Annotated in this window: 9 protein-coding genes; 7 read left to right on the top strand and 2 right to left on the bottom strand. The window is 69.7% G+C overall.

Annotation, left to right across the window (positions count from 1 at the left end; translation table 11 throughout):
• Positions 1-130: 130 nt before the first annotated feature.
• A complete protein-coding gene (locus tag VN520_RS09740; protein WP_325746467.1) occupies positions 131-490 on the bottom strand; it encodes a hypothetical protein in 360 nt (119 codons plus the stop codon).
• Between the two features lie 183 nt (positions 491-673).
• Between VN520_RS09740 and VN520_RS09735 the strand changes: the two genes are divergently transcribed.
• The 4 genes from VN520_RS09735 to VN520_RS09720 all read left to right on the top strand — a co-directional run bounded on the left by VN520_RS09735 (position 674) and on the right by VN520_RS09720 (position 5,527).
• Positions 674-3,277: a polysaccharide lyase family 8 super-sandwich domain-containing protein gene (locus tag VN520_RS09735; RefSeq protein ID WP_325746466.1), complete on the top strand. Its 2,604-nt coding sequence runs from the start codon at positions 674-676 to the stop codon at positions 3,275-3,277.
• Positions 3,278-3,395: 118 nt separating this feature from the next.
• Entirely contained in the window at positions 3,396-4,058 is a 663-nt protein-coding gene (locus VN520_RS09730; protein ID WP_325746465.1) for a helix-turn-helix transcriptional regulator, read from the top strand.
• 49 nt (positions 4,059-4,107) lie between these two features.
• Positions 4,108-4,578 (top strand): DUF3291 domain-containing protein, encoded by a 471-nt coding sequence (locus VN520_RS09725; protein WP_325746468.1) that lies wholly within the window; start codon positions 4,108-4,110, stop codon positions 4,576-4,578.
• A 46-nt stretch (positions 4,579-4,624) separates the two neighbouring features.
• Positions 4,625-5,527 (top strand): aldo/keto reductase, encoded by a 903-nt coding sequence (locus VN520_RS09720; protein ID WP_325746464.1) that lies wholly within the window; start codon positions 4,625-4,627, stop codon positions 5,525-5,527.
• A gap of 248 nt (positions 5,528-5,775) precedes the next feature.
• On the opposite strand, the gene VN520_RS09715 is transcribed toward VN520_RS09720, so the two are convergent.
• A complete protein-coding gene (locus VN520_RS09715; protein ID WP_325746463.1) occupies positions 5,776-6,003 on the bottom strand; it encodes a hypothetical protein in 228 nt (75 codons plus the stop codon).
• Positions 6,004-6,211: 208 nt separating this feature from the next.
• On the opposite strand from VN520_RS09715, the gene VN520_RS09710 reads away from it, so the two are divergent.
• The 3 genes from VN520_RS09710 to VN520_RS09700 all read left to right on the top strand — a co-directional run.
• On the top strand, positions 6,212-6,520 hold the full coding sequence (locus VN520_RS09710; RefSeq protein ID WP_015610155.1) for a hypothetical protein: 309 nt from the start codon (positions 6,212-6,214) through the stop codon (positions 6,518-6,520).
• Positions 6,521-6,706: 186 nt separating this feature from the next.
• Entirely contained in the window at positions 6,707-7,576 is an 870-nt protein-coding gene (locus VN520_RS09705; protein ID WP_325746462.1) for a hypothetical protein, read from the top strand.
• A partial coding sequence (locus VN520_RS09700; RefSeq protein WP_325746461.1) for a hypothetical protein occupies positions 7,566-8,749 on the top strand: 1,184 nt, incomplete at its 3' end. The genes VN520_RS09705 and VN520_RS09700, both read left to right, overlap by 11 nt.

Below are 8,749 nucleotides of genomic sequence, written 5' to 3'. Positions count from 1 at the left end.
GATGACGAGGACGCCCGCCCCGACTGCCCCATAGGCCGGACCCGCCCCGTGTCGGACGCGCAGGCGCCGGACCGCCCGCCGGGTGCCACACCTCCGGCAGCACCGACGGCCCCCGGCGCCTGCGGTGGAGTCAGTGGTCGGAGTAGCTGAAGTCGCCCATGGTCCAGGCGCTGACGTCGTCGATCGCCACGCGGTACATCCCGCCGGTCTCCGGGATCCCCACCGTGCCCTGCAGAATCCGCGCGACATGGAAATGCAGATGGGTCGGCGGCTCCTTCTCGCGCTTCGTAGCGGTGAAGACGGCGGAGAAATCGCTCAGGCTGGCCGAGTCCGCCAGTACCTCCGACACCCGCTGCCGCCAGACTGCTTCAGGAGCCAGCCGACCGGTGATGACAGCACCGCCGGCGACCACGGTCAGAGACATCTGATTGCTGTGCCCGGACTCCACCAGCGTGGCAACATCAACGAGCAGTTCGTCAGGCTTCGACATGGGAGCAGATTCTAATGCCCGTCGGCCCGGCCGGCCCGGGCGGTGGCGCCCTGACGCCGGGTGCATGATCGAGCACCGTGAACAACGCCCCCGGCCGTTGACACGGGTGAGAAACCGTTGCTTGTGTGGGGAACACGTCCACACGGGAACAAGCGCTTACAGGCCGGACTTTGGAGCGTGCTGGTGGAGCTCTCGCGTCGTTCTGCACTGTCCGTGATTCCCGCCGCCACCCTCTGGGCGCTGTCCCAGGCGCTGCGGGCGGAGGCCACGCCCCGGCCCGACCGGCCTGCCGCTCCACGTTCCTCGGCCTCCGCGGACCAGGATCGGGCGGCCCTCCTCCGTAATACCGTCGCGGTCTTCGCCGGCACCGACGCGTCCAACGCCCGCCCCGAGGTCGCCCCGAAACTCGCCTCCCTACGGGCGACGGCGCGCGCCCGGCTCGCAGCGATGGACGGCGCCGGGCAGGACGAGCTCTTCAAGGGCCTCCCGCTCGGCACCAGTGACCCCAACCTGAGCACGTCCTACCAGTACCTCTACGAGATCGCCCTGGCCACCTGCCTCCCCGGCACCGAAACCGACACCGACGTCAGCACCGATGCCGCCGGCCTGCGTAACAGCACAGTGCTCCGGCGCCGGGTCGTCGACGGCCTGGCCCGCCTCCACGACGGCTGGTTCAAAGACCAGTCGAAGGGCTACTACGGCAACTGGTTCCACTGGGAGATCGGGATCCCCGCCCACGTGACCAGGACCCTGGTCCTCCTCAGGGACGAGGTCGCGGCGTACCGGCCGGAGCTCACAGCGGCGTACATCGCGTCCATGGACGCGTATCTCCGCAACGGCAAGGACGGCGACGTCGATCTCGACTCGCGCTTCCACACCGGCGCCAACCTCGCCGACATCACGACGAACCGGATCCTGCAAGGCGCCCTGCTCGGTGACGACGCCCGCATCACCAAAGCCCTCGCCGACCAGCTGACCGTCTTTTCCACGATCGACCCCTACCAGCCGCGCCACGGGGTCACCGACGGCTTCTACGCCGACGGCTCCTTCGTCCAGCACGCCTCCGTCGCGTACACCGGCTCCTACGGCAAAGGACTGCTCACCCGGATCGTCCAGACCATCAAGATCCTCGACGGCACCGGTTACCTCCCCGGCGACAGCCTGGCCGGTGTCGTCCAGGGCTGGGTCACCGACAGTTTCGCCCCGCTGATCTTCGAGGGCTGGATGATGGAGATCGTCAAGGGACGTGCCGTCTCGCGGACCGGCACGGGATACGCGGATGTCACCGCCGTCGTGGAGGCCGTCGTCGACCTGTCCGCGCACACGGCCGGCAGCGAAGCCGAGGCCCTCGCGGGTTACGCCGCATTCGTCCGGCAGACCTCGAAGGCGAGCCTCGACACCACGGCCTTCGTCTCCCCCGTCAGCATCGCCCGCTACGCCGACATCCTGGCTTCCTCCACACCTGCCAGGGACCTCGTCCCCGCCGCCTCCCACTCCGCGTTCAACGCGATGGACCGGACCGTCCACCGCCGCCCCGGTTACGCCTTCGCCCTCGCCCGCAGCTCCGCGCGCATCAGCATGTACGAGTACATGAATGGCGAGAACCTGATGCCCTGGTTCCAGGGCACCGGCGCCCACTACCTCTACCTGTCCGGCGCGGACCAGCGGCAGGCGTTCGGCATCGACTACTTCACCGCCGTCGAGCCCCACCGCCTCGCAGGCGTCACCGCACCCGTCGAGCCACGGCGCACCGTCCCCGAGCTCTACGGCACCCTCTGGTACGACAATCCCGAACGCGGCTTCACGTCGTCCTCCGAGTCGCAGAACACGTACGTCTACTTCCCCCGTGCCACCCACGCGTTCTCCGGCGGCGCCCGCCTCGGCGCCTACGGCGTGGCCGGCCTCGTACAGTCCGACGACGCCGCGTACGCCGCCCAGCAGGCAGGGATCCTCCCCGAGGACTTCGTCGCCTACCGGGCGGCCCGTGCCACCAGGTCGTGGTTCATGTTCGACGACGAGATCCTCGTGCTCTCCGCGGGCGTGGCAGGCCTCGCGGACCGCGCGGTGACCACGACGGTCGACACCCGCATCGCCACCCCCTCCTCCCCCGTCGTCCTCACCGGCGGCCTCCGTGACGGGGCGCCCTGGCAGAGGACCGGGTCCGCCCCGCCGGCCTGGCTGCGGTACGCCGACGAGGGGCAGGGGACCGCGGTCGGGTACGTCTTCCTGTCCGGTCCGCCGCCTGTCGTGGCACTGGACACGGTCACGCGCAGCCGGCGACTCGTGCGCCTGGCCAACGCGGACACAGCGGTGACCAAGCAGGTCTTCACGCTGTCCTACGAACAGACTGCCGGAGGGCGTCCGACGTCCATGGCACACGTCCTCGTCCCGAACGCCTCCGCACAGCAACTGGCGTCCTACGCCCGCGGCCCGCTCACGGTGCTGTCCAACACCGACCGGCTGCAGGCCGCGGCCCACAGCCGCCTGGGCATCACCGCCGTCAACGCCTTCACCCCGGGGACGCACCGGGCAGGGCACCTCCGGGTCGACGGCCCGGCGTCGGTCATGCTGCGGCGGACCGGGGACGGCACGTACTCCGTCGCGGTGTCCGACCCCACGACGGCACGGCGCTCCGTGGCCGTCACCCTCCGCGGCCGGCCCCTGCGGCAGGTCTCGGCCGATTCCGGAATCCGCGTCCGCCGCGTCCCCGGCGGCACCCGTCTCGATGTCACGACCCATCACGCCTACGGCCGCAGCTTCACGGCGACACTGCGTGAGAGGCCATGACAGGACCGGGCCGGACGCGGGGAGGGAACCGGCCCGACTGCGGGGAGAGAGCCGGCCCGGACGTGGGCGAACGCCGCTTCCTGGAAGCAGCAATCACCGTTGGTCATAGAATCGTGCCGTGAGCAGCAGCGAGGATTGCGACCTGGATGCGTTGGTCGTGCTGGGTGATCCGGTGCGGCGCGGACTGTACCGGCACGTCACCGGGACACCGGGCGAGGTGGGGCGTGACGCCGCGGCCGAGGCGGCGGGGATCTCCCGTTCACTGGCCGCGTTCCACCTGGACAAGCTGGTCGAGGCCGGGCTGCTCGAAGTGTGTTTCCGACGGCTTTCGGGGCGCAGCGGTCCGGGGGCCGGCCGGCCTTCGAAGATGTACCGGCGGGCCGAGGGTGAGCGCGCGGTCTCCGTGCCGCCCCGTTCCTACGACACGGTGAGCCGGCTGCTCGCCGAGGTGGTGGAGCGGGCCGGGCTCGACGGGGAACTGCAGGCGGCGGCAAAGGCGGCCTGGGAGGCCGAAGGGGGCGCCGCCGACAGCGGGGCCGATCCGGTCGAGGCCCTGCGGGAGCGTGGTTACGAGCCGTTCTGGGACGGCGGGACGCTGCGTCTGAACAACTGCCCCTTCCACGCGTTGGCGGATCAGTTCCCCGCCCTGGTCTGCGGGATGAACCTGGCCGGGATCAAGGGCCTGCTCGAGGGACTGCCGGAGGGCCGGAGCTGGCGGGCGGCGATGGATCCGCTTCCCCGGGGGTGCTGCGTCTCTCTCGAAGTCACCGAGGACATCTAAAAACAGCAAACGTTGACTTTAGAAGGTTCACCCGGGCATGCTTGGCCCCGTGAACGACTTCCACCTCGCCCAGGTCAACGTCGGGCGCATCATCGCCCCGCTCGGCAGCCCGCAGCTGGCCGACTTCGTCGCACATCTCCCGGAGATCAACGCCCTCGCCGATCAGGCCCCCGGGTTCGTCTGGCGCATGGTCGACGACGGCGGAGCGGACTCCACGGGCCTGCGCCCCAAGGACGACGACGACTTGTTCCTGATCAACTGCTCGGTCTGGGAATCGGTCGAAGCCCTGCAGGACTACACCTACCGCAGCGCCCACCTGAAGGTGCTCGCGCGCCGCCGGGAATGGTTCGAGCGCCTCGCCGACTTCCACCACGCACTGTGGTGGGTCCCCGCCGGGCACCGCCCGGGCGTTGACGAGGCGATGGACCGCATCGCACTGATCCGCAGCACCGGCGAGGGTCCCGGGGCGTTCACCTTCCGGGCACCGCACCCACCGCCGACCGGCTCACCGACGACGTGACCGGCGCCCACCGGGGCGACGGGGAAACGGGTGGAAGAATCCGATGATGCCCTCATCATCGGAAACGATCGACGCATCGGCGTCCGGCACCTGGAAGCTGGGCGACCTGACGGTCAACCGACTCGGCTTCGGTTCCATGCGCCTCCCCCAGGACGGAGCGGCATTCGCCGCCGGCGCGTCCAGCGACCGGGGCCGCGCCCTGCGCGTCCTGCGCCGCGCCGTCGAGCTCGGCGTGAACCACATCGACACCGCCGCCTTCTACTTCTCACCACTGCGGTCCGCCAACGAGCTCATCAACAGCGCTCTCGCCCCGTACGCCGACGACCTGGTCATCACCACCAAGGTCGGCCCCGGCCGGGATCCCTCCGGCGCATGGGTGTGGGCCACTCCGGAGCAGCTGCGCGGCCAGGTCGAGGAGAATCTGCGCCAGCTCGGCCGCGACCACCTGGACGTGGTGAACCTGCGCCTCGCGGCGAGCCAGGCCTCCGCGTCCGCAGCCGACCACTTCGGCGCCCTCGCCGAGCTCCGCGAGGCCGGACTCATCCGTCACCTGGGGATCTCCAACGCCTCGCCGCAGCAGCTCGCCGAGGCACGGGCCATCGCACCCGTGGTCTGCGTACAGAACGCGTACGGCATCGGCTCCCCGGCCGGAGACCACGCCTTCCTGCGCTCCTGCGGCGAGCAGGGCATCGCCTTCGTGCCGTTCTTCGCCATCGCCGGTGAGGGGCGCGAGGAGGGTGCGGCGGGCGCCGCCCGTAGCGGGGCGGTGTCGGCCGTCGCCCGTGACCACGGGGCGACACCCGCGCAGGTACGGCTGGCCTGGACACTCCACCAGGGGCCGCACGTACTGGCCATCCCCGGCACCGGCAACCCGGACCACCTCACCGAGAACGTGGCCGCCGGAGCCCTGCGGCTCACCGCCGACGACCTGGCCCTCCTCGCACGATGACCGTGCACGGGGGCACGAACGGGTAAGGAAGCAGGTCCGGACACGCGGCGTTCGGGTTCTTCGGTGCTGGACGCCACCGCGGCGGCGGGCCGCAGCCGACGATGGAAGGACGAGCGGTCGTTCGCCCGGTGGGCCGGGCACCCCGCCTGCAGGCCCTCGCAGGCGGTGGTGGTCATCCGCACCGAGGGCGAGCGGTGCCCGCCCCGCCGAATCGAAAGCGTTTCCGTCCCACGGCCCCTGGCACGACTTCAAGCCACCGTCCCATCGAGCACCCCCACCTCCAGGCCGGGCACCCGCGCGCACAGGGCTGTGGCCATGGAGACCTCGTCGCCTTCCCCGCACGCCCCCTGATGACGCGTCGGCCCGAAGCCACCGGCGCACCCACGGCTCTCGAACAGCGCGTACGAATCCTCCGCCTCCCGTGAACGCACCAACCGCACCCGGAACCACTGGCCACCGTCGTTGCTAGCCGTCACGGAGCGTGATACACAGAGTAACCATGCACATGCAAGCAGATCTCAGGACGAGTCGCAGGTCAGGGCAGCTCCTCCGGTCAAACGTGCGAGATTCGGGTAAAGAGACCCGAGAAGACGTCGTGCGATGCCGGTTTCATCAGCGAAGATAGAGACCGACCCGCGTCACACGGCACGGGCTGCGAACTACCCAACAGGGGCGGTGACTTACATGATCCTGGCAGCGGAAAAGGGCGACATCACCACCATCATCGGCGGAATCGCCCCGAACTGGGGGCCGTTCGGGACCCTGGGCAACGAAGCACGCATCATGATCGAAGTGGTGATGGCGATCGCCATCCTGCTCTGCCTCGGCATCGCGATCTGGGGCGCCGCGAAGCAGCGCATCGGCGCGACGGCGCTGCGCGACACCTTCAGCGCGGAACAGGGCAAGGGCCTGATCGTGGCGGGGCTGACCGGCGTCTTCATCATCGGATCGCTGGGCACACTGTTCACCATTGTGTACGGGATGGCTGTCTGACCCGGCGCCACCCCGCCCACCCTGTCCCGGGCCCGTCCCCGTCCGCCCCCCACCACCCGTCCGTCGTGCCCACCGGCAGAGGTTGCGTCCCCTGATGTCGAGTCACCACACCGCGTCCACGCGGAAACCAGCACCGCTACCGTCGTACCACGCGGAACTGCACACGGCTGAGGGGGCGTACGCGGCATGAGCCAGGGTGATGAGCGCGGATACGGCGACAACGAACCGGGAATCCGCGCGGACGATCCGTACAGCACCCTCGGCGGAACGCGCCAGACGCGCACGCGTCTGCCCGGCGGCACCGACGACGGCGACGGCTACGGCCGCCGGCCCGCACGGAGCTCCCGCTCGCTGATCATGGTGGTGGGCGTGGTGGTGCTGCTGATCGCGGCGATCGCGTTCGCGAACCAGGGCGGAGGCGGGGCCTCGGGCACCGACAGCGAGAAGAAGCCGGACACGGCAGGAGCCGGCCCCACGGCCGCGACGGGCACGAAACCGGTCCAGGGCGGGAACGGCACGATCGCCTCGGGTTTCGCACATGACGAGCAGGGGGCGCAGAGCGCGGCAGCGAACTACGCGGTGGCGCTGGTTTCTGCAGAAATTCTCCAGCCCGACCGTCGCGGTGAGATCGTGCAGCAGATCTTCGTTGCAGACCGAGTCGGCGAGCTGGAAACCAGGTTCAATCAGGCTTACGACAAGGCGTTTCTTGACAAGGTCGGCCTTGACGAAAAGGGCACTGCGGCACCGGGCATGACCTATGTCTCCCGAACTGCTCCCGTCGGGACGAAAACGATTACGTACTCGGACAGCTCAGCATCGGTAGAGGTGTGGTGCACCGGCCTCTTCGGCACGGCTGGTGTCAGCTCGACCAACCCAGTGAGCAATGACTGGTTCACCATGACACTTACGCTCCGGTGGGCAGAGGGTGACTGGAAGGTCGACAGCTTTTCTCAGAAAGACGGTCCGGCCCCTGTGAACACCGACCGTACGGCCTCCAACGCCGACGAGATCGCCAAGGCCGTCGAGCAGTACGGAGGGTTCACGTATGCCCGGTAGTTCGCGCCTCGCGTTCAAGGTCGGCGCCGTCCTCGCGAGTCTCCAAGCAACATTGATCGTTCTGGCGACCGGTACAGCAGCAGCTCCCTCACCGACTCCCACCCCGTCCGACCAGGACAAGTGCGATCTCATCGTCGGCCCTGCCAGGGACTACTGCGATGGCGGCGAAGCCGCCCCCCGCAGCACGCCCACCACCGACGACGCCCTCGACCCCCTCACCTCCCTCGCCCGCGGCTGCGCCGACGCCGCCGCCTACCTCGTCGGCAAGCTCAGCGAGGCCGTGGAGAGCACGGCGACCGTCGACTTCACCAACCCCACCTTCCGCACCCAGTACGCCGTCGTCTTCGCGGCGTCCACCATCCTGACCCTGGTCCTGTGGCTCTTCGCCGTGGCCAAGCGCGCCATAAGGGGCGTGCCGTTCACCACCGCGGTCTCCGAGGCCATCGGATTCCTCTGGCTCACGGTCCTGGCCTCGGCCTTCACCCCGCTCATCCTCTACGTGGTCGTCTCGGCCACCGACGGCGTCACCGAGGTCATCTCCGCCGCGACCGGCGGGCAGAGCGACGTCTTCTTCGGGTCGTTCGCCGAGGCGCTCAAGAAGGGCACCGACATCGGCGGCGGGCCGATCATGCTGATCGTCGTCTCGCTCGTGTCGATCCTTGCGGCCGGCATCCTCTGGCTGGAGCTCGTGATCCGGGCCGCCCTGCTCTACGTGGGCGCCCTGCTGGGGGTCGTCGTGTACTCCGGGCTGGTCGACAAGAACATGTGGGGCCACGTCCGCCGCTGGGCGGGCATCATGATCGCCGTGATCATGGTGAAGCCCGTCATCGTGATCGTGCTCGGGCTGGCCGGGGCGCTCTCCGCGGACGACGGGCCCAACGCCTTCTCGGCCGTCGTCTCCGGCCTCGCCATCATCCTGCTGGCCATCTTCGCCTCCGCCATGATCTACCGCTTCGTCCCCGGCTTCGGTGACGAGATCCAGGGTGCCCGCACCAACCGCAAGCAGGCCACCGACGGCTCCCAGGCCGCCGCGATGATCAGCTCGCCCGCCGCTCTCGTCTCCCAGGGCATCAAGACCCACAGCGGCCGCAGCGGCGGCGGTGAAGGCGGAGGCGGTGGCGGCGCCCGGCCCGCCAACCCGGTCAGCGGCGGTGTCGCGGCCCACAGCTCCCG

This window comes from Streptomyces sp. (assembly GCF_035563135.1).
Lineage (GTDB): Bacteria > Actinomycetota > Actinomycetes > Streptomycetales > Streptomycetaceae > Streptomyces.
The sequence above is the reverse complement of the archived record's forward strand: the minus strand, read 5'-3'. Positions and strand labels throughout refer to the sequence as shown.

Bases quoted from the DNA above. Each gene is read 5' to 3' on its own strand.
- VN520_RS09720 (WP_325746464.1), top strand. From the start codon at position 4,625: ATGCCCTCATCATCGGAAACGATCGACGCATCGGCGTCCGGCACCTGG.
- VN520_RS09705 (WP_325746462.1), top strand. From the start codon at position 6,707: ATGAGCCAGGGTGATGAGCGCGGATACGGCGACAACGAACCGGGAATC.
- VN520_RS09710 (WP_015610155.1), top strand. From the start codon at position 6,212: ATGATCCTGGCAGCGGAAAAGGGCGACATCACCACCATCATCGGCGGA.
- VN520_RS09740 (WP_325746467.1), bottom strand. From the start codon at position 490: ATGTCGAAGCCTGACGAACTGCTCGTTGATGTTGCCACGCTGGTGGAG.